Source organism: Flavobacterium sp. (assembly GCF_046155325.1).
Taxonomy (GTDB): Bacteria; Bacteroidota; Bacteroidia; order Flavobacteriales; family Flavobacteriaceae; genus Flavobacterium.
Map to the genome: position 1 here is coordinate 1 of NZ_JBJXDQ010000010.1, position 20,403 is coordinate 20,403.

The window sequence follows — 20,403 nt, forward strand, 5'->3', positions numbered from 1 at the left end:
TTGTTGCCGATGCAACTTTAATTGATAATTGTTCTGGTTCAACTATTGCCTATACTTTAAGCGGCGCTACTACCAAAACCTTGACTTCTGGTCAAGTAGGAACCTATACGTTCAACAAAGGGATAACGACTATCAATTATACCGTAACTGATGCAGCTTCTAACACAACTACTGGAACTAAAACCATTACCGTAAACGATACTATTGCTCCATCGCTAACTGCTGGTGCTAATCAATCAGCCAATACAGATACTGGTGTTTGTACCGCTTCTGTAATGGTTAGCGATGCAACTTTAATTGATAATTGTTCTGGTTCAACTATTGCCTATACCTTAAGCGGAGCTACTACCAAAACTTTGACTGCTGGTCAAGTAGGAACCTATACGTTCAACAAAGGGGTAACTACTATTAATTATACGGTGACTGATGCAGCTTCTAATACAACTTCAGGATCTAAAACTATTACAGTAATTGATAATCAAACTACATCTCTTACTTCTGGTGCTAATCAAACTGCTACTACAAACTCTGGCGTTTGTTCTGCTTCTGTAATTGTTAGCGATGCCACTTTCATTGATAATTGTACCGGGTCAACTATTGCCTATACCTTAAGCGGAGCAACCATTAAAACTTTGACTGCTGGTCAAGTAGGCACCTATACGTTTAACAAAGGGGTAACTACTATTAATTATACGGTGACTGATGCGACTTCCAACACAACTTCAGGATCTAAAACCATTACCGTAACCGATATTACGGCTCCAACGCTAACTGCTGGTGCTAATCAATCAGCCAATACGGATACTGGCGTTTGTACCGCTTCTGTAATGGTTAGCGATGCAACTTTTGGCGATAACTGTTCTGGTTCAACTATTACTTATACTTTAAGCGGCGCTACTACCAAAACCTTGACTGCTGGTCAAGTAGGAACCTATACTTTCAACAAAGGAATAACGACTATTAATTATACGGTAACTGATGCGGCTTCCAATACAACTTCAGGATCTAAAACCATTACCGTAAACGATACTATTGCTCCATCGCTTACTGCTGGAAGTAATCAAACCAATACTACTGATGCTGGTGTTTGTACCGCTTCGGTTGTAGTTACAGATGCTACTTTTAGTGATAACTGTACAGTGGCTACTATTGCTTATACTTTAACTGGGGCTACTACCAAAACTTTGTCTGCTGGTCAAGTAGGAACCTATACGTTCAACAAAGGGGTAACTACTATCAATTATACCGTAACTGATGCAGCTTCCAACACAACTTCAGGATCTAAAACCATTACCGTAACCGATATTACTGCTCCAACGCTAACTGCTGGTGCTAATCAATCAGCCAATACGGATACTGGCGTTTGTACCGCTTCTGTAATGGTTAGCGATGCCACTTTCAATGATAATTGTACCGGGTCAACTATTGCCTATACCTTAAGCGGAGCAACCATTAAAACCTTGACTTCTGGTCAAGTAGGCACCTATACGTTTAACAAAGGGGTAACTACTATTAATTATACGGTGACTGATGCGACTTCCAACACAACTTCAGGATCTAAAACCATTACCGTAACCGATATTACTGCTCCAACGCTAACTGCTGGTGCTAATCAAAATGTCAACACAGATACTGGCGTTTGTACTGCTTCTGTAATTGTTGCCGATGCAACTTTTGGTGATAATTGTACCGGGTCAACTATTGCCTATACCTTAAGCGGAGCTACTACCAAAACTTTGACTGCTGGTCAAGTAGGAACCTATACTTTCAACAAAGGAATAACGACTATTAATTATACGGTGACTGATGCGACTTCTAACACAACTTCAGGATCTAAAACCATTACCGTAACTGATAATCAAACTCCTACAATAACATCATTAACTAACTTGTCTGCAAATTGCTCAATTACAATCTCAACAGCACCTACTTCACCTGACAATTGCGGCACTATAACAGGAGTAACAAGCGACATAACGTTACCTTTTACATATTCCAAAACTGGTATTTATATCATAGGTTGGAACTTTACAGATGCTGCAGGTAACAGTAAAAATATCTCTCAAACAATTATTGTCACAGACACAGCAGCAGCTGTACCTAACGTAACAAATTTACCTAATATAAATTTCACAGGATGTCAACTATTAAGTTCGCAAATAACTTACCCTACAGCCAATGACACGTGTGATGGAACAATTACAGGAGTTCCTGATATTGTATTTCCAATTAATGTAACAGGTACCACAAATGTAACCTGGACCTATACTGATAAAACCGGCAACGTTTCTACACAAACTCAGAAAATCATTATGACTTCAGAGACGATAAATGGAGGGGTAGTAAAAGGCTATATATCTGTTAATGGATCTGTTGGTACTGCTACTAATGAAGTAAGCATAACCTCTTGTTCTGTTGGAGGGAACGTAATAAAAATGAATTTATCAGGACAAACAGGAACAATTGTTCAATGGGAAAAGTTTAAAGTAGGAAATCCAATTTGGACAATAATCTCTAATACTACAAATTCATATACCGTTACTTTTTATGCAGAAACAACCGAATCTACTTATTATAGAGCTTTAATAAGAGTAGGTAACTGTTATCAATATTCAAGTAGTTTTTATGTAAGAGCTTTACCTGCAGATCTTCCGCCGGTATTGGATCAAACATTATACAATATTTGTTTAAACCAACAGATTACTCTAATGGCACGTAAAGGCTATACTGTACAAGAAGATGCTATAGCTGGAAAAGGGGGTGATTTTAATGTAGGTCAGCTGAATACTCAAGATCCAAAATCTTGGTTAGTTGATGGAAGTCCGGGTGATTTTACCGCTGGAGGGAATAGCACAAAACCTAGAAATTGGTCAGGAACAAATAACCAAACATTTGGAAGCATTGGATATGATAGTCAAGAAAATAAATTTACCATTAGCTCTGGAAATCAAACTATCACTACAGGAAACGATAAATATACAGGAGCCAACCCAACAACATTAGAATCCCCTATTTTTAGTTTGGCAAATATGAGTTCTGCATCTGTTGATTTTGATCAAGCCTATTATTTTGCTACTGGAGATACTGGCATAATATATGTTTCAATCGATGGAGGTTCAACGTATAGTGTATTGAGATCTTTACATACTCCTTACCAACCTATTCTTCAGTGGTATACTGATCCCAATGTTACCGCAGCACAAAAAGTGGGGGCAACAGCATCACAGTATAACTTTAAAAATGACAATACCTCGATTCCATTAACAGCCTATTTAGGCAATACAAATGTACGAATCAAGTGGACTTTTAGAGGAACTGATAATAAAAGTGTGTGGGCTATGGACGGTATTACTATCCCCGTAAAACCAAAACTAGACATTATAGAATGGACCGATGGAATTGGAACTCCTGGAATTCCAGCTTTATCACAAGGACAATTAGAAACATCTTATACGTTTACTCCTCAATCTCCTGGTAAACATACATATGGATCAACTGTTTTAGTAGATGGATGTAGGTCTTATAGCGAGTCAGGAACTTCTATAGCTCAAGTAAATGTAGATTACGCTTATGCTGGTAGCAACATCACCTTAACCCCAGATGTTTGTGGCACTAACACAGTGCAATTAAACGCTTATGACAACACTAAGACGGCTATTCAAAACGCTGCAAAAGGATCCTATACACTACCTACTAATTGTACAAATTGTGGCGACCTTGGAACTAACACTTTAGGCACATGGACAATAATTGGATCAAGTACTTGTGGAGCTGGAACTTTATCAAATGTAAATGATCCAAATGCCATATTCACAGGAGAAGTTGGGAGTTATGTATTAAATTGGAAAGTAGGTGTATGTACTAGTACTATAAATATAGTGATTTCTGCTTGTACCCAAATAAATTTTGACGGAACGAATGACTATATTGATTTCAAAAAAACGAATTATGATTTAAATGGAAGTTTTAGTATTGAAGCTTGGATAAAAACAACAGCCTCGTCGGCCAATGTTCAAACCATTTTTTCCAAAAGAGATGCTAATAAAGTAGGAATTGGAGATGGTTATGATTTGAGAGTGCAAAATGATTACGTTACATTTATTTGGAATGGGACAGGAATCATAACCTCACCTAATAAAATTAACCCAAACAGATGGCATCATATTGCTGTTACTTATGCAAATAGCGAGTACAAACTGTATATCGACGGGATATTAATAATTTCAAAATCTGGAGCTACAGCACCTATAACTAATAATAATATATCTTTTCTTGGCGCGATGGATCAGAATAATAATGCCTCAAACACCCCTGTTAATTATTTTAATGGATGGATAGATGAATTTAAAATTTGGAATGTAGCCCTTAACGAAGAACAAATTCATCAGATGATGAACCAAGAAATAAAAGAACAAACCACAGGAAACAATGTCGTTTATGGCGAAGTAATTCCAATGCCTATTTACGGACTTTTATGGTCTAATTTGAAAGGATATTACAGAATGGATCAAACAAGTTGTGGGTATCTAAACCCTAGTTTTGGACTTGGTGCTAATGGAAAATTAAAAAATATAACATCCTCGGAGTCTCAAACAGCCCCACTCCCTTATTATAGTGTTCGCAACGGAGATTGGAACAACACTACTGCTGCTAGTCCATGGGCGTATGGAAATACCGTATGGAATTACCCCAATAGCGCTGGTATCAATGGACAATTTGTGAATTGGAATATTGTAAGAAGCTTACATGATATCAATTCTACAGCTCAAGATATTATTCTTTTAGGTTTAAAAGTGGAATCGGGTAAAATAACTATGGCAAATCCATCTCAAACTTTAAACGAAGACAATAACGGTCAAGGATTGTGGATTACTCATTATTTGAAACTCGACGGATTTGTAGATTTAGTTGGTAAATCACAATTGCTACAAAAGAAATACAATGCAGCTCAAATAGGCGAAAGTATATTAGATGCTACAAGTTCAGGATATATTGAACGGGATCAAAAAGGGCAAAAAAATCATTTTAATTATAATTACTGGAGCTCACCTGTTAGCCCGATAAATTCAACTACCAATAACACCAATTATTCTGTAAGTGGCGTGATGAAAGATGGAACAACATCGACCCCTCGTAACATCAACTGGATTGGTGGTCTAAATGGTGCACCTACAACACCTATAAGTTTAGCAAGACGCTGGTTGTATAAATTTGATAACTATTCAAATGCGTATGCAAATTGGGTTCAAATATCCGAAAACGACGCTATACGTGTAGGACAAGGTTATATTTTCAAAGGGACGGGAACCACAACAACAAATCAAAACTACACTTTCAAAGGCAAACCAAACAATGGAACTATAGCTACAAATTCTGTGAGTTCTGATCAATTATTATTGACAGGAAACCCATATCCATCAGCACTTAATGCTAATAAATTTATCAGTGACAATATCAATTCAATAGATGGAACACTATATTTTTGGGAACATTATTCCACAAATGACACTCATATTTTAAGAGACTATCAAGGTGGCTACGCCACCCGAAATCTAACTGGAGGAATTGCGCCTGTAGCGCCAGCTTTAATTAGTGGTAGAGGTTCAAGTTCAAAAATACCAAACCAATTTATACCTGTAGGACAAAGCTTTTTTGTAAATGGAAAAATAGGTTCGGGCGGAACAATAACTTACAACAATGAACAAAGAGGCTTTTACAAAGAAAATGAATCTGGCATATCTAATACTCTATTCAAAACAACGGATTCAACAAAAAAACTAAACAGCCCAATTCAAAATAAAATTGAAGTAGATTCTGAAGAAATTGACACCTATATGAGAATACGTTTAGGATTCAATTCAAATAATAATTACCATCGACAATTATTATTAGGATTTATGAATGAAAAGGCCACGAGTGGAATCGATATAGGTTATGATGCTTTGAATTTTGACAACTACCCTAATGACATGTATTTTTTAAACGGAGAAAATCAATTGGTTATTCAAGGAGAAGGCTTTTTTGATGTAGATTCAATCTACACATTAGGCGTAAAAACAGCAGTAGAAGGACCCGTTTCATTTATAATTGATGCTGTTGAAAATTTTGACCAAGATCAAGAAATTTATATTTATGATAAATTAAATGACAGTTACCATGATATTCGATATGAAAAATTTGAAGTAAACCTTCCGGCAGGAACAAATCATACTCGATTCTCATTACGTTTTATAAATAGTAAAGCCCTGAGTAATGATGATAATATGTTAGAAACTGACGCAATACAGATTAAACATATCAAAGAAGAAAACAGGCTTGTAATTAATAATAACATGCTAGATTTAACTGTCGAAAAAGTGATTATTTATAACTTACTGGGTCAAAATATAGCTTCAATGAAAGTGGAAAATCAAGACCAAAAAAATATTCAATTGCCTATCAAAAGTATCAGTGCTGGGGTTTATATTGCAAAAATTAAAACCTCAAATGGAAGCATTAGCAAGAAATTTATTGTAAATTAAAAATCATTAAGGAAAGATTAACTACACAAATCAAAATTTAAATACCCATTTATTTACCTTTAGGTCAATTATTAAACCCAATAAAAATGAAAAACATACTTACTTTTCTTGCCATTGTTCTTTTCACACTAAATATAAGTGCGCAAGAAACAACAACTATCGCACAAGAAAAACCAGAAAAATCATGCTCAAGTCATGACGCGCATTCAAAAAAAATGACAAAGGAAGAAATTGCAATTTGCAAAGAAAAATGCAAAGCCGAAGGCAAAAAATGCAATGCTAAGGATAATTCGAAATGCAAAAAAGACGATAAAAAATGTTCTACTGAAGAGAAAACAGAAGGCAAAAAATGTTGCGCTAAAAAACACTAATTTGAATGTATTATAACAAGAAACGTCCCGAGATATTCGGGACGTTTCTTGTTATAATAGTAAAAATTAATTCAATGCTTTTTTCAAAGCTTCAAAATCTAATAATTCTTGAGTTCCGGTAACTAAATTTTTTAAGGCAAATTTAGCTTCAATCATTTCAGTTTCTCCTACTATTACCGCAAATGGAATCCCGCGTTTGTCAGCATATTGAAACTGTTTTCCCACCTTAACATTATCCGGATATAATTCTACTTTTATTCCAAAACTGCGCAGTTTTGTAATGGCTTTCATCGCATAAAACGCTTCCTTTTCGCCATAATTAATAAACAAGGCTTTTGACGTAGAAGTTACAGTTTCCGGGAATAAACCCAACTCCTCGATAACCAAATAAATTCGATCCAAACCAAAGGAAATCCCTACACCACTCATATCTTTCAAGCCGAAAATCCCAGTCAAATCATCATATCTTCCCCCACCGCCAATAGAACCCATGGCAACTTTTTTTGGTGGTGCCACCTCAAAAATAGCGCCCGTATAATAATTTAATCCTCGTGCGAGTGTTACATCCAAATCTAAAACAGCACTATTTAAACCTAAATTCGCCACAGTTTCACAAATAAATTGCAATTCTTTAACACCTTTCATCCCTTCTTCGGATTTAGCTAATAAACTAGAAAGCCTACTTATTTTCTCCGAAATAGCTCCCGTAAAATGAAATAAAGGCTGCACTTTTTCTATTGCCGATTCCGAGATTCCTTTTTCGATCATTTCTTTTTTTACACCCTCCTCGCCTATTTTGTCGAGTTTATCTAAGGCAACTGTAAAATCGATTAATTTGTCTTGAGCTCCAATAACCTCGGCTATTCCAGAGAGAATTTTTCGATTATTGATTTTAATAGTTACTCCTTCTAATCCTAATTGGGTGAATACAGAATCATATAATTGAACCAATTCTACTTCTTGCCACAATGAATTTGATCCTACTACATCGGCATCGCACTGAAAAAATTCTCGAAAACGCCCTTTTTGTGGGCGATCTGCTCTCCAAACAGGTTGTATTTGGTACCGCTTAAACGGAAACTCAATTTCGTTTTGGTGTTGCACAACGTAACGTGCAAAAGGAACGGTTAAGTCGTAGCGGAGGGCTTTTTCGGATATTTTTCCTGTTAGTTGTTTAGCGTTTATGGTTTGTAGTTCTTCACCTGAAACTTTATCTAAATAATCCCCCGAATTCAATATCTTAAAAATTAATCGATCGCCTTCTTCACCGTATTTTCCCATCAAGGTTTCGGAGTTTTCGAACGAAGGGGTTTCTATAGGTTGGAAACCAAATTTCTCGAAATTACTTTTTATAATCGAAATAATATACTGTCGTTTTGCCACCTCAGCAGGTGAAAAATCTCTTGTCCCTTTTGGAATGCTTGGTTTTTGAGCCATTTTTATTTTAGATTGCAAATTTTAGATTGCAGATTAGTAAATCCAAAATCTTGTTTCATTTAGAAAATCTAAAATCTAAATTATTAAATCTTAAATTTCTCCCTGCAAATATCTATTTTTTACAGCAAATATCACATCTTTTATCGCAAACTTGTAACAAAAACAGTAATTTCGTGTCAAACTAAAACTATGTTTAAACTATTTTTAGAGAACGTGAGAATCGCAATAGGTTCTATTAGATCCCAATTATTGCGAACCATTCTTACCATATTAATTATTGCTATTGGTATAACTGCTTTGGTTGGAATACTAACGGTTGTTTCAGCATTAGAAAACACTATTTCAACTGATTTTGCTTCCATGGGAGCAAATACATTCAATATTAATCAATATGAAAACACGTTTCAAAAACATAGTGGAGAGGAAAGAAAAATAGTTAATCCTAAAATTTCTTATCCAGAAGCAATAGCATTCAAAAAAAAATATAATTTTCCACTAACCAAAACTTCAATCTCTTTTAGAGCAACTGCTACAGCCGAAATAAAATTCGACGCAGATAAAACTGACCCCGAAAACTCAGTGTTTGGCGTCGACGAATTTTTTATGAGTAACTCAGGTTTAGAAGCTAGCTTAGGGAGAAATTTTAATGAATTTGACATCCAAAACAATACGTATAACTGTATTATTGGCTCCGATTTTCAAAAAGGATTATTAAAAAACGTAAACCCAATTGACAAAATTATCGCTATTCGTGGAGCAAAATTTAAGGTAATTGGAGTTTTGAAAGAAAAAGGGTCTTCTTTTAGAAACAAACAAGATTTAAGAGTATTAATTCCTATTCAAGTAGCACGCTCATTATTTACCGCTCCACAAATTAATTATTCCATAAGTATTATGACCTCCAAAAAAGAAATTTTGGATCAAGCTATTGACAATGCAATTAGTACGATGAGAACTGTTAGAAAATTAAATCCAGTAAAAGACAATAACTTTGCGATTGTTCGTAGTGATGACCTGATTAACAAAATTCTTGGTATCACAAAATATCTTGGAATTGCTTCTTGGATAATTGGTATTATTACGATTATAGGATCTTCTATTGCTTTGATGAATATTATGATTGTTTCTGTAACAGAAAGAACCAGAGAAATTGGAGTACGGAAAGCATTAGGTGCTAAAAAAACCACTATCGCCTATCAGTTTTTTATAGAAACCATACTTATTGGACAAATGGGTGGCATTATTGGAATTATTTTCGGAATAGGCATTGGATTTGCCATTGCATCTGCAATCGGTTTTGTATTTGTGATACCCTGGGTTGCTATAATGGCTGCTTTTGCAACCAGTTTTGCTGTTGCCATTATATCAGGTTTATATCCAGCCATAAAAGCAGCTGTTTTAGACCCAATTGAGGCATTGCGGTATGAATAAAAGACAGATTTTAGAATTCAGGTAGCAGAATTCATATAAATTACTTGACTTTATATCAACTAATATGAGATTTCAAGATTTATTGGCATATAAAAAAATCATTTGAACTTGGAAAGACCATTTTTCATTTTTCAAAAGCTTTTCCAATTGAAGAAAAATATTCTTTAACAGAACAGATTAGTCGTTTATCAAAAAGTGTTTCCGTAAATATTGTCGAATCAACCTGAATTTTATTTCATAATTTCTGAAATCTGCTACCTGAATTCTGCCTTAATCATTCTATCATTTCCGTATATATCTTTACGCAATTCAATGTTTTTGAAATTCATTTTTTCGAGTAATTCTATCATTTCTTTTCCTAAAAACTGATTGATTTCGAAAAATAGTTGCCCGTTTTCGGATAGGTTTTTTTGTGCTAATGCACCGATTTTTCTATAAAAAATAAGCGGCTCATTATCTGCTACAAAAAGTGCTAAATGAGGTTCGTTGTCCAAAACATTTTTTTTAATTTCTAGTTTTTCCAATTCACGAACATATGGAGGATTTGAGACAATAATATCGAATTTAGTCGGAAGTTGAGAGATGGAAGTGGGAAGTGGGAAGTGGTGAGAGGGAAGCTGTTGTAAATCGTTGATTTTTAAAATATCAACATTAGCAAAATTTACTTCTATATTATTGTTTTGTGCGTTTTTTTGGGCTGTAGCCAAAGCCTTTTCCGAAACATCTATTGCAAAAACAGAGGCTTTTTCTAGGTTTTTTGCCAAAGCAATCGCTATGCAACCACTACCCGTTCCAATATCTAAGATTTTTGGGCTGTGGCTTCCAACTTCTAACTTCTGACTTCCTTCTTCCCTCCTCTGACCTTGAATAATCCATTGCACCAATTCCTCGGTTTCTGGTCTTGGTATGAGTACATTTTCATTGACTTCAAATTCTAATCCATAAAAACTCGTTTTGCCCAAGATATATTGAATTGGTTTCTGATTTTTTAGCTCTTTTAATATAAAATCCCATATTAAAATTTCATCTTCCAAAAAAGTTAAACTAGGATTCAAAGCTAAGTCAAGCCTTTTTAATTGATTTTTATCTTCTAAAACCAAATAGAAAAAACTCTCTGCTTCGTCTTCACCATAAATTGGAATAAGTTCTTGAATGAATTGGACTCTGTAATCTTTAATTTTTGCACTCATAAGTTAACTTAATTCCTTTAACATCCATACTAGACAAGAAACGTGACCTGTACTTCCCATTGGCGAACAAATAAATTCAAAACCTACTTTTTTGTAGAGTTTCTGGGCGTCATTCATAAAAGGCATTGTTTCGAGGTAACATTTTTCGTAACCAAAATCATTGGCAGCTTGCAAACATTTATCCATTATTTGGCTTCCAATTCCAAAACCGCGAACTTCAGGAAGGAAATACATTTTTTGCAATTCACAAATGGTTTCGGCTTCGTTTTCTAAGGGTGCAATTCCTGCTCCTCCTAGGATAATACCGTTATTTTCGACCACAAAATACGCTGATTTTGACTTATTATATGCCTCAAACATCAAATCCAAATACGGGTCAGCATATGCAGTTCCTACTTTTGAAATATTCAATTCATCAAAGACAGTTCGTATTATTTTTGCAACAGCAGCATTGTCCTTCTTTTCGATTTTTCTGATGCTCCAGTTTTCCATTTTTAAGCGTCAATTTAGAATACAAAAATAGATATTGTTTAGCAGAATAATCCATAGATTCAAAACAAAATCCTAAACACAAAAATCAGTACTTTTGTATCTATGAAAACCCATGAAAAATACATGCTCCGTTGCATAGAATTAGCAAAAAATGGTTTAGGAACCACCTATCCAAATCCAATGGTGGGAAGCATTATTGTATGTGATGGTGAAATTATTGGCGAAGGCTGGCACAAAAAATCAGGAGAACCCCACGCAGAAGTCAATGCTATAAATTCAGTAAAAGATAAATCACTACTAGAAAAATCGACTATTTATGTAAGCTTAGAACCTTGTAGTCATTTAGGAAAAACCCCTCCTTGTTGTGATTTAATTATTGACTATAAAATACCAAATGTAGTTATTGGTATAGGAGACCCCAACATAAAAGTAGCTGGAAACGGTATTAAAAAAATAATTAAATCGGGTGCAAATGTAATTGTGGGGGTTTTAGAATCAGAATGTTTAGAGCTAAATAAGCGTTTTTTTACATTCCATCAAAAGAAAAGACCTTATATCATTTTGAAATGGGCAGAAAGTCAAGATGGTTTTATTGCACCATTAGCAAAATTAGAACAAAAACCCGTTTGGATTACTAATGAATTTTCGCGTCAATTGGTACACAAATGGCGAAGCGAAGAACAAGCTATACTTGTAGGAACGCGAACTGTGATTGATGACAATCCAAAACTAGATATTAGAGATTGGACAGGCAATAATCCTGTTAGAATAATTTTAGATCAAAATAATCGTATTCCGAAAGACAGTCATGTATATGATAACAAAATAAAAACTATTATTTTTTCTCAATTGGAAAATACTAATATTGAAGAAAATAGTATCTTTGAGGTAATCGATTTTAAACAAAATATCACACAAGAAATACTCAACGTATTGCATAAACACCAAATTCAATCGATTATTATTGAAGGTGGCCGACAAACGTTACAGACTTTTATTGATGAAAACCTTTGGGATGAAGCAAGAATATTTGTTGGAAATGTACTCCTTAAAAACGGAACAAAAGCACCAAGTATTGCTTTGCTAAAAAATGAGAAACATTCAATTCTAAACGATTCACTACTAATTTCAAGAAATCATGATTAATACTATCATTTTTGATTTTGGCGATATTTTTATAAATTTAGACAAACAAGCAACCCTTGATGGTCTTAAAAAATTAGGTATGTCTGATTGGAATGAAGATTTGAACCAACTCAATATATCTTTTGAAAAAGGACAAATCTCAACTGAAAATTTTCTGTTTGGATTACAGCAACATGCTCCAATGGGATCTATTGAAGAAATAACTTTAGCTTGGAATGCTGTTCTTCTAGATTTTCCTTTAAAGAGATTGGAATTTTTACAAAAACTGTCCAAAAAGTACAAACTGTTTTTATTAAGCAATACCGATTCTATCCATATTGAAACCTTTGAAAGGGAAAATGGAATTTCTTTTTATAGTGATTTTTACCAATGCTTTGAAAAAATTTATTTTTCATTTGAAATGGCAATGAGAAAACCTGATCTTGAAATTTATAATTACATATTGGCACAGCACAATTTAATTGCGAAACACACCTTATTTGTTGATGATAAAAAAGAAAATACCGACGCCGCATTATCATTAGGGATTCATGTTTGGAATTTAAAAGTAGGCGAAGAAGATGTTATTGACTTATTTTCAAAAAAAGAATTGCCTTTATAACAAATTCAGAGTCAAATTAAGGTTTAAATCAATTGGAAGACACCTACAAAACCATTGCATATAGTTCTTCAGAGATTATATACAAAGAAAAAAGCAGTACATTCTATGGCTATGCTTTTCCTCTTGAATCTGAAACTGAGCTAAAATCCATCCTCGAAACATTACGAAAACAACATCCACATGCCGTTCATTATTGTTACGCCTATCAATTAGGTACTGAAACCATACTTTATAGAGCCATCGATGATGGCGAACCAAGTAATACTGCTGGAATACCCATTTACAGACAAATCCAGTCTTTTTCATTGACTAATATTTTAATTGTAGTAGTCAGGATTTTTGGCGGAATAAAATTAGGTGTGGGTGGTTTAATTTCTGCTTATAAAACCACAGCTCAATTAACACTTGAATCATGTGAAATTATCGAAAAGACCGTAAACATTCATTATGTTATTTCTTTTGATTACAAAAACATAAACAAAGTGATGCGAGTTATAAAAGAAAAGAAAATCGAAATTAAAAATCAGAAAATGGACTTCAGTTGTGAAATTGAAATAATTGTTCGAAAAAAAAATGCACCGATAGTTTTCGAAATTTTTGATTCTATGTTTGAAATAGCAATAAAAAGCGTTTTATAAATAGCTCAAAAAAAAAGCATTTTATCAATTATTTCACAACAAAACACCATGATTAATATAGTGTTTTTAATAGCTCAGAAATATACGCTGGAGGAGCAATTGGTCGACCAGATTTCATATCTACAAATACCAATATTGAATTGCCTGTTGTTAATAACTCCCCCTTATCATTATACAATTCATAATCAAATTCAATCTTGACAGTTGAGAGTATTTTAAAGATTGTTTTTAAGGTTAAGAGTTCATCATAACGTGCTGGTTTTTTATAATTCATAGTTAATGAAACCACAGGAAGCATAATGCCGTTATCTTCCATCCATTTATAAGAAATTCCTTTATTTCTAAGCCATTCAACCCTTCCAATCTCAAAATATTGAGCGTAATTACCATGATAAACGACTTGCATTTGATCAGTTTCTGAATAGCGAACTCGAATTTGAACCTGATGAATTTCCATTAAATTATTATTTAAAAAATTAAATTAAAAAAAGCCCTATACAAAAATATTTTATAAAATTTACATGTAAAAAATTTTTTTTTACAGATTATTGTTCACATATTTGTTATCCCGAAAAATAAGAAAATTTCAACCTCTTTTTTTTACAATAAATTAGAATAAAAACCATAAAATTTAACCAATATATGAACAAAACTGCTCAATCAGTATGGGAAAACTGTTTGTCTTTTATAAAAGACAATATTCAGGATCAAGCGTATAAAACTTGGTTCGAACCTATCAAATCAGTTGAACTTACCGATAACGCATTATATATTCAAGTTCCTAGTAAATTTTTCTATGAATGGCTAGAAGAACACTACGTTAAATTATTAAAAGTTGCATTAACCAAAGAACTCGGAAAAAACGCAAAGTTACTCTATAAAATTAAAATGGAGAACACTTATGGAAATAAACAACCCTTTACCGAACAAATACCAAGTTCTAATCGGGTTTCAATGAAACCACAAGAAGTAGATGCTCCCTTTAAAAATTTAAATCCAGAATTAAAAAATCCTTTTGTAATTCCTGGAATCAGAAATTTAAAAATCGAATCTCAACTTAATGCCAACTATAGTTTTGACAATTTTCTAGAAGGCGATTCAAATAGATTAGCACGTTCAGCAGGAATGGCTGTCGCCAATAAACCGGGTGGCACCTCTTTTAATCCTTTGCTGATTTTTGGCGGCGTAGGTTTAGGAAAAACCCATTTAGCACATGCTATTGGTGTTGAAATCAAAGATAAATATCCAGAAAAAACGGTTCTTTATATTTCTGCAGAGATTTTCACCCAACAATATATTGACTCAGTCAAAAAAAATAATAGAAATGATTTTATTCATTTTTATCAATTAATTGATGTATTAATTATTGATGACGTTCAATTCCTTTCAGGAAAAACAGGGACTCAAGATGTGTTTTTTCACATATTCAATTACCTGCATCAAAATGGCAAACAGGTTATATTAACATCTGACAAAGCTCCTGTTGATATGCAGGATATTGAACAAAGACTTTTGTCTCGTTTTAAATGGGGATTGTCAGCAGAATTGCACCAGCCCGATTACGAAACTAGAATTTCAATACTCAAAAACATTTTGTATCGTGATGGCGTTGAAATTCCTGAAGAAATTATAGAATATGTAGCTCGAAATATTAAATCAAACGTAAGAGAGCTGGAAGGAGCTATCATATCACTGATTGCTCAATCTTCATTTAATAAAAAAGAAGTAACGCTAGAACTTGCCAAAAATGTCGTTGAAAAATTTGTTAAAAATGTAAAACGTGAAATTTCTATTGATTACATTCAAAAAATAGTTTCCGATTATTTCCAATTAGATTTAGAAACGCTTCAATCTAAAACTAGAAAAAGACATATTGTTCAGGCGCGACAATTAGCCATGTTTTTTGCCAAAAAGTTCACCAAAGCATCTCTTGCTAATATTGGTTCTCAAATTGGTGATCGTGATCATGCTACCGTATTACACGCTTGTAAAACGGTTGACAACCTAGTAGCTACCGACAAACAATTCAAAAAATTTGTCGAAGATATTCATAAAAAATTAACGCTGTAAACGCGAATGATCCCCATTAAAATAGTCATGGTTTGTTTAGGAAATATTTGTCGGTCACCCCTGGCCGAGGGTATTTTAGCTTCAAAGCTTCCAAAAACTAAATTTAAAGTTGATTCTGCTGGAACAGGTTCATGGCATATTGGACATTCTCCTGATGAACGCTCCATACTTACAGCAAAAAAACATCAACTAGATATTTCAAAACAAAAAGGAAGACAATTTAAAGTTTCTGATTTTGAAGATTTTGATTACATCTACGTGATGGACAATTCTAATTATCATGATGTTGTTGAATTAGCGAAAAATAATGACCAAAAAGTAAAAGTGGAACTCATCTTAAATGAATTATTCCCCAATGAAAATGTAGACGTTCCAGATCCTTATTATGGTTTACAAAATGGTTTTGACTCCGTTTATAAAATGCTGGATGAAGCATGTGATATCATTGCCGAAAAATTAATACAGAAACACACCTAATTCATTTATAAATTCCGTTTTCTTTTTTTAGTTTACTAAAACTGTTTCTTTATCAATTACCTCTTTATGAAACCAACTACTTTAAAAGGAAAACTATACCTCATCCCTACTACTTTAGGAGAGAGTAATCCTGAAGAAGTATTACCAATTACTATAAAAAGAACGGTTGAATTTATTGACGATTATATTGTTGAGAATGAAAAAACAGCGCGAAAATTTATAAAAAATGTTCTCCCCGAAAAAATACAATCCTCACTAAGGTTAAGCACATTAAACAAACACACCGAAGTTTCAGAACATGCCAAAATGATTCAACCTTGCCTTGAAGGAAAGAATATAGGATTAATGAGCGAAGCTGGTTGTCCTGGCGTAGCTGATCCTGGTGCTGTGATAGTTAAATTAGCCCACGAAAAAGGAATACAAGTGGTACCGTTAGTAGGGCCATCATCCATTCTTTTAGCCATAATGGCTTCTGGAATGAATGGACAGAGTTTTACCTTCAATGGTTATTTACCCATTGATAAATCTGAAAAAAAAATAGCTTTAAAAAATTTAGAGAAATTGTCACAGGATAAAAACCAATCTCAAATTTTTATTGAAACTCCTTTTAGGAATAACAAAATGCTTGAAGATATTTTGCAAGCCATAAATCAAGCCACTTACTTATGTATTGCCGCAGACATCACCTTGCCTACTGAATTCATAAAAACAATGAGAGCTTCGGAATGGAAAAAAATAAAAGTTGATTTACATAATCGTCCAGCTATTTTTATCATTCATAAAATGTAAATAAAAAAGGCTGTCTCAATAATAATTTGAGACAGCCTTAATTATTATTTTAAAATCTACTAATTCACTCTAGCATTATTATTGGCTATAATAAAAGAAGTTTCATAGCCGCTATAATCTTCCAAATAACTTCTTACCGATGTTCCATAAGCATCTCTTAAATATCTTTTACCATTACTTCTGAAATATTTTTTTACAGATCCAGCGCCACCTAAATGAGCAGCAGCTAATATTCCGGACTCTGTAATTTTTATTCCGTTGATCAACCTACCTTCATATATGTCAATCTCGTCTTGTAACAACCATTTGTTTTTGGCCAATAGTGCTACAAAAGCTTTTTCTTGTAATTTAGGATTATTCAAAAACGAATTACAATCATGAATTCCAATTGTTTTAAGTGTTTCCGCACCAAATTGGTATTTACCCATATACCCCAATGAATTAACTTTTCGGTATTGACCTTGAGACTCTTTGAAAGCAATTGTCTCTTTGAAACCTATAAAGAATTTTCCAGTAAAAGGAACACCAATAGTTGTATATTCATTTTGAGTTTTCGATGGATATTGGTAGTGTGTTCCATCGGTATTTTTTGTAAGAAACCATCGGTTGGTATCTAAATCGAAAGGTTTAAAACCGGAGCTTAAAAAAGCTATAATAATAGTCAAACTGGTATAAAAAGACCACTTATTTATCATAAATTGTTTTTCTTCAAAACGCTGTCCCGTTAAGAAATTTCTGCGTGCAAATATACGCAATAATTCATAAATCTGATAATCAAGCTGTTAAACTTACATTAAGGACGATTCGATCGATTTCAAAAAACTTTCGGAGCCCTAGTATTTATAATAGCTTACAGAAATCTACTTCTTATAAAAATTTGTCAAAAAAAGGGGTGTAAAAAGAATAATTTTGATCAATTTAAGACAAAAATAACCCTTTAAATCAAAATTTTTTAATTAAAAAAAATCTGATTTAGCTATAAAATAGGAAGTTTTAAACTTGATTTTTATCTTTTTACACCTTGACTGTTTATCCAGTCGGAGTATTTCTTGGCATTTAGATCGTGTTCAGGCAAAGTAGCAGCAAATTCGTGATACCCAAAACGATCAACGCTGGCACAAAAATAAATAAAATTGTTTTTTTCAGGATTTAATACCGCTTCAAGTGCTGTAATATCAGGCATAGCGATAGGCCCTGGCGGAAGTCCAACAACTTTGTAGGTATTGTATGGAGAATTTAAAAACAAATCATTATAAAACACCCTCTTGATTACTTGGGTAAAATCATTCGATTTCTTTTTAATCGCAAAAATAACCGTTGGATCGGCTTGTAGTGGCATTTCTATTTTCAAACGGTTCAGATAAACTCCCGCAATTCTTGGTCTTTCGTCTTTCTTAACTGATTCTTTGTGAACAATCGAGGCTAAAATTGTAGCTTCAATCGGGTTTAAACCTTGTTGTTTGGCTTTTTTAATTCGTTCCTTAGTCCAAAATTTACGGTATTCTTTGATCATCTTGTCTCTAAATTTAGTAGCAGACGTATTCCAATAAATTTCATAGGTGTTCGGAATAAACATAGACAAAACATTCTCATCGGTAAACCCATTCTCTTTCAAAAAAATAGAATCTTTGATTGATGTTAGCAACGACAAACTATCTGCTTCTATTTGAGAACCTATTCGCCCTGCAAAATCCTCTAATCGCTCTTGATTATTGAAAGCTAAATCAACGGGAACGTTCAAACGAATACTTTGTACCAGCTCAAAACTATTCATTCCGTTAGTAAACAAAAAACGTCCTGGTTTAACGTTCTCAGGATAATTTCTTTTTTCGGCAACTATTTCAAAATGGCTAATATCTTTAACCAATGGCGTAATTATTCTTTTTACATCCTCATAACTGGCTCCTGTTGGTATATGAACATATACTTCCTTTTCAGTAAATTTCGTGTTATCTGAAAAAATTTGTTGTGAAAGTATAAATCCGTAAATTAGTAATCCGGATATAAAGGCAACAGCAACTATTGAAATGATTTTTTTTAAGTTCAAAACTAAAATTTTAAAATTTGTTATTAATTAATTGAAAAACAGCCTCATCTTTATAGCTGCCGTTGACTAAAATCCAATCTTTTTTAGTGCCTATTTCTTCGAATCCAAATTTAGAAAAAAGAGCGATACTCGCCAAATTTTCGGTGCTAATATTAGCATATAATTGATGTAAATTGAGATTATAAAAGGAATAGTGAATCAAGAGTTCTAAAGCTTCAGAACCAATATTTTGGTTTCTATTTCCTTGTCCTTGAATTACAATGCCCACTCCTGCCCTATTATTCTTTGGGTCAAAATCAAATAAATCAATTAATCCAATGGCTGGAAAATCTTGGTCTTGACAAATCGCCAATCGCAATTGCTTGGCTTCATAAATATCTTGTTGGGCATTTTCGAGGTATTGCTTGACCAAAAACCGACTGTAAGGCGTCTGGGTATTACTGACTTCCCAAATACTTTGGTCGTTTTCCATAGCATACACAAACTCCAAATCATTGGGTTCAAGTGCTCGGAGATAAATAGTGTCGCCTTTTAAAGTTATCATTTGAGAAGTTAGAGGTTGGAAGTTGGAAGTTGAATATTACAATTTTGCTTCAACATCAATCACATATTTAAACACAAATACTGCTGGTATTAATTAGTTTTTATAACCGATTTTCTTTCTTGGTTCTGTATTTTCTTTTTTATCAATTAGTTCGTCAAGATAGTTAAATACTAGTTCAATATTTTGTGTATGATTAGAAAGTTTCTTTTTGATTTCTTCGATTTCCAATTTCAGACTCAACGTGTCAGTAAGCATTTCTCTAATTTTGGTAAAGACACGTATAATTTGTATATTGACTTTTATCGCAGTTGGACTGTTAAGAACACTCGACAACATTGCTACCCCTTGTTCTGTAAAAGCCATAGGCATATATCTTGAACCTCCCCAACTTGAGGTGCCAAATTGGCTCCTCAAGTTATCGAATTCTTGTTGACTAAGTTCAAACATAAAATCCTCTGGAAACCTTTCCAAATTTCTACGAACCTGTCTTTTTAATTGTTTCGTTTCTACTGCATAAAGTTCCGATAAATCTTTATCTAACATTACTTTTTGGTTTCTTATCAAGTAAATTTTACTGCTGATAATATCATCTGGAATTAGAATCTCATTACTCATATTCTTTTATTTCTAATTCGTAATTATTTCAATC

18 protein-coding genes are annotated in these 20,403 nt (G+C 33.4%); 10 read left to right on the forward strand and 8 right to left on the reverse strand.

Going from position 1 to position 20,403, the window contains the following annotated elements:
• On the forward strand, positions 1-6,521 hold a 6,521-nt coding region (locus tag ACKVOD_RS00965), incomplete at its 5' end, for a LamG-like jellyroll fold domain-containing protein (RefSeq protein WP_409207613.1).
• A gap of 86 nt (positions 6,522-6,607) precedes the next feature.
• The gene (locus ACKVOD_RS00970; RefSeq protein WP_409207614.1) at positions 6,608-6,892 is read left to right on the forward strand and encodes a hypothetical protein; all 285 of its coding nucleotides are present in this window, start codon (positions 6,608-6,610) and stop codon (positions 6,890-6,892) included.
• Positions 6,893-6,958: 66 nt separating this feature from the next.
• On the opposite strand, the gene hisS is transcribed toward ACKVOD_RS00970, so the two are convergent.
• Positions 6,959-8,329 carry a histidine--tRNA ligase gene (gene hisS / locus ACKVOD_RS00975; RefSeq protein ID WP_409207615.1) on the reverse strand — a complete coding sequence of 457 codons (1,371 nt, stop codon included), beginning with the start codon at positions 8,327-8,329 and terminating at the stop codon, positions 6,959-6,961.
• Positions 8,330-8,518: 189 nt separating this feature from the next.
• Here hisS and ACKVOD_RS00980 point away from each other — a divergent pair, with 189 nt between their 5' ends.
• Positions 8,519-9,760, forward strand: coding sequence for an ABC transporter permease (locus tag ACKVOD_RS00980; RefSeq protein ID WP_409207616.1), 1,242 nt, complete (start codon positions 8,519-8,521; stop codon positions 9,758-9,760).
• An 89-nt stretch (positions 9,761-9,849) separates the two neighbouring features.
• Positions 9,850-9,987, forward strand: coding sequence for a four helix bundle protein (locus ACKVOD_RS00985; protein WP_409207629.1), 138 nt, complete (start codon positions 9,850-9,852; stop codon positions 9,985-9,987).
• 27 nt (positions 9,988-10,014) lie between these two features.
• Here the strand turns inward: ACKVOD_RS00985 and prmC are convergent, their stop codons facing one another.
• Together prmC and ACKVOD_RS00995 are read right to left on the reverse strand one after the other, a co-directional pair.
• Positions 10,015-10,950, reverse strand: a complete 936-nt coding sequence (gene prmC, locus ACKVOD_RS00990; RefSeq protein WP_409207617.1) for a peptide chain release factor N(5)-glutamine methyltransferase — start codon at positions 10,948-10,950, stop codon at positions 10,015-10,017.
• Between the two features lie 3 nt (positions 10,951-10,953).
• Positions 10,954-11,442, reverse strand: coding sequence for a GNAT family N-acetyltransferase (locus tag ACKVOD_RS00995; protein ID WP_409207618.1), 489 nt, complete (start codon positions 11,440-11,442; stop codon positions 10,954-10,956).
• A 102-nt stretch (positions 11,443-11,544) separates the two neighbouring features.
• Here ACKVOD_RS00995 and ribD point away from each other — a divergent pair, with 102 nt between their 5' ends.
• Genes ribD through ACKVOD_RS01010 form a run of 3 tightly spaced genes read left to right on the forward strand, consistent with a single transcriptional unit; the run spans position 11,545 to position 13,827 of the window.
• Positions 11,545-12,588, forward strand: coding sequence for a bifunctional diaminohydroxyphosphoribosylaminopyrimidine deaminase/5-amino-6-(5-phosphoribosylamino)uracil reductase RibD (gene ribD, locus ACKVOD_RS01000; protein ID WP_409207619.1), 1,044 nt, complete (start codon positions 11,545-11,547; stop codon positions 12,586-12,588).
• Entirely contained in the window at positions 12,581-13,189 is a 609-nt protein-coding gene (locus ACKVOD_RS01005) for an HAD family hydrolase (protein WP_409207620.1), read from the forward strand. Before ribD ends, ACKVOD_RS01005 begins: the two co-directional genes overlap by 8 nt.
• Positions 13,190-13,221: 32 nt before the next feature.
• On the forward strand, positions 13,222-13,827 hold the full coding sequence (locus ACKVOD_RS01010) for an IMPACT family protein (RefSeq protein ID WP_409207621.1): 606 nt from the start codon (positions 13,222-13,224) through the stop codon (positions 13,825-13,827).
• Between the two features lie 52 nt (positions 13,828-13,879).
• Here the strand turns inward: ACKVOD_RS01010 and ACKVOD_RS01015 are convergent, their stop codons facing one another.
• Positions 13,880-14,284: an acyl-CoA thioesterase gene (locus ACKVOD_RS01015; RefSeq protein ID WP_409207622.1), complete on the reverse strand. Its 405-nt coding sequence runs from the start codon at positions 14,282-14,284 to the stop codon at positions 13,880-13,882.
• Between the two features lie 185 nt (positions 14,285-14,469).
• Between ACKVOD_RS01015 and dnaA the strand changes: the two genes are divergently transcribed.
• The 3 genes from dnaA (at position 14,470) to ACKVOD_RS01030 (ending at position 17,163) form a co-directional block, all read left to right on the forward strand.
• Positions 14,470-15,897 (forward strand): chromosomal replication initiator protein DnaA, encoded by a 1,428-nt coding sequence (gene dnaA, locus ACKVOD_RS01020; protein ID WP_409207623.1) that lies wholly within the window; start codon positions 14,470-14,472, stop codon positions 15,895-15,897.
• 9 nt (positions 15,898-15,906) lie between these two features.
• Positions 15,907-16,374 (forward strand): low molecular weight protein-tyrosine-phosphatase, encoded by a 468-nt coding sequence (locus tag ACKVOD_RS01025; RefSeq protein ID WP_409207630.1) that lies wholly within the window; start codon positions 15,907-15,909, stop codon positions 16,372-16,374.
• A 66-nt stretch (positions 16,375-16,440) separates the two neighbouring features.
• Entirely contained in the window at positions 16,441-17,163 is a 723-nt protein-coding gene (locus ACKVOD_RS01030; RefSeq protein ID WP_409207624.1) for an SAM-dependent methyltransferase, read from the forward strand.
• A 59-nt stretch (positions 17,164-17,222) separates the two neighbouring features.
• On the opposite strand, the gene ACKVOD_RS01035 is transcribed toward ACKVOD_RS01030, so the two are convergent.
• From ACKVOD_RS01035 to ACKVOD_RS01050, 4 genes are all read right to left on the reverse strand, one after another.
• The gene (locus tag ACKVOD_RS01035) at positions 17,223-17,858 is read right to left on the reverse strand and encodes a peptidoglycan-binding protein LysM (RefSeq protein ID WP_409207625.1); all 636 of its coding nucleotides are present in this window, start codon (positions 17,856-17,858) and stop codon (positions 17,223-17,225) included.
• A gap of 311 nt (positions 17,859-18,169) precedes the next feature.
• Complete coding sequence (gene mltG / locus ACKVOD_RS01040; protein ID WP_409207626.1) at positions 18,170-19,210, reverse strand: endolytic transglycosylase MltG; 1,041 nt, start codon at positions 19,208-19,210, stop codon at positions 18,170-18,172.
• A 10-nt stretch (positions 19,211-19,220) separates the two neighbouring features.
• Positions 19,221-19,754, reverse strand: coding sequence for a GNAT family N-acetyltransferase (locus ACKVOD_RS01045; RefSeq protein ID WP_409207627.1), 534 nt, complete (start codon positions 19,752-19,754; stop codon positions 19,221-19,223).
• A gap of 93 nt (positions 19,755-19,847) precedes the next feature.
• Entirely contained in the window at positions 19,848-20,369 is a 522-nt protein-coding gene (locus tag ACKVOD_RS01050; protein ID WP_409207628.1) for an ORF6N domain-containing protein, read from the reverse strand.
• Positions 20,370-20,403 lie beyond the last annotated feature (34 nt).

Bases quoted from the DNA above. Each gene is read 5' to 3' on its own strand.
- ACKVOD_RS00970 (WP_409207614.1), top strand. From the start codon at position 6,608: ATGAAAAACATACTTACTTTTCTTGCCATTGTTCTTTTCACACTAAAT.
- hisS (WP_409207615.1), bottom strand. From the start codon at position 8,329: ATGGCTCAAAAACCAAGCATTCCAAAAGGGACAAGAGATTTTTCACCT.
- ACKVOD_RS00980 (WP_409207616.1), top strand. From the start codon at position 8,519: ATGTTTAAACTATTTTTAGAGAACGTGAGAATCGCAATAGGTTCTATT.
- prmC (WP_409207617.1), bottom strand. From the start codon at position 10,950: ATGAGTGCAAAAATTAAAGATTACAGAGTCCAATTCATTCAAGAACTT.
- ACKVOD_RS00995 (WP_409207618.1), bottom strand. From the start codon at position 11,442: ATGGAAAACTGGAGCATCAGAAAAATCGAAAAGAAGGACAATGCTGCT.
- ribD (WP_409207619.1), top strand. From the start codon at position 11,545: ATGAAAACCCATGAAAAATACATGCTCCGTTGCATAGAATTAGCAAAA.
- ACKVOD_RS01005 (WP_409207620.1), top strand. From the start codon at position 12,581: ATGATTAATACTATCATTTTTGATTTTGGCGATATTTTTATAAATTTA.
- ACKVOD_RS01015 (WP_409207622.1), bottom strand. From the start codon at position 14,284: ATGGAAATTCATCAGGTTCAAATTCGAGTTCGCTATTCAGAAACTGAT.
- dnaA (WP_409207623.1), top strand. From the start codon at position 14,470: ATGAACAAAACTGCTCAATCAGTATGGGAAAACTGTTTGTCTTTTATA.
- ACKVOD_RS01030 (WP_409207624.1), top strand. From the start codon at position 16,441: ATGAAACCAACTACTTTAAAAGGAAAACTATACCTCATCCCTACTACT.
- ACKVOD_RS01035 (WP_409207625.1), bottom strand. From the start codon at position 17,858: ATGATAAATAAGTGGTCTTTTTATACCAGTTTGACTATTATTATAGCT.
- ACKVOD_RS01045 (WP_409207627.1), bottom strand. From the start codon at position 19,754: ATGATAACTTTAAAAGGCGACACTATTTATCTCCGAGCACTTGAACCC.
- ACKVOD_RS01050 (WP_409207628.1), bottom strand. From the start codon at position 20,369: ATGAGTAATGAGATTCTAATTCCAGATGATATTATCAGCAGTAAAATT.